The organism is Anaerotignum faecicola (assembly GCA_024460105.1).
GTDB lineage: Bacteria > Bacillota > Clostridia > Lachnospirales > Anaerotignaceae > JANFXS01.
This window is the reverse complement of the sequence record JANFXS010000499.1, coordinates 1-400: the sequence shown is the minus strand read 5'-3', so window position 1 is coordinate 400 and position 400 is coordinate 1. Positions and strand designations below refer to the sequence as shown.

1 protein-coding gene is annotated in these 400 nt (G+C 47.8%); it reads left to right on the top strand.

What is annotated here, in order from left to right; genetic code table 11:
• Window positions 1-400: PTS sugar transporter subunit IIA (locus NE664_15080; GenBank protein ID MCQ4727956.1), on the top strand; the 400-nt coding region annotated here is incomplete at both ends.

Sequence of the window (400 nt, the reverse complement as noted above, 5' to 3'; positions counted from 1 at the left end):
CGCGGTTGAAAAGGAGCGGTAGTCTGGAATCCCTGTGCGGGAGGGACAGCTTTTTTCTGTGGGATAAGCCTGTAAGAAAAAAAGGAGTGCTTACGAGAATCTGTGATCTGATGATTGAGCAGGGGAGGCTTAAGGAAGAAGAAAAGAATGCCGTTATGAAGCGGGAAAGTCTGGTATCGACAGAGATATCGCCGTTTGCGGCGCTGCCTCACTGCCTGATTGACGGAGAGAGCTTTTTTGTATTCGTACTGATGAAAAACCCTGTTCCATGGGGAAAGGCCAATGTGAAGCTTGTGATTCTGGGCTGCTTTAAAAGAGGAGATGAAAAAATCAAGGAAGTGCTGGAACGGTTGTTCCTGATGGTATCGGATGAACAGTGGATCAATAAACTGGCCGGCAG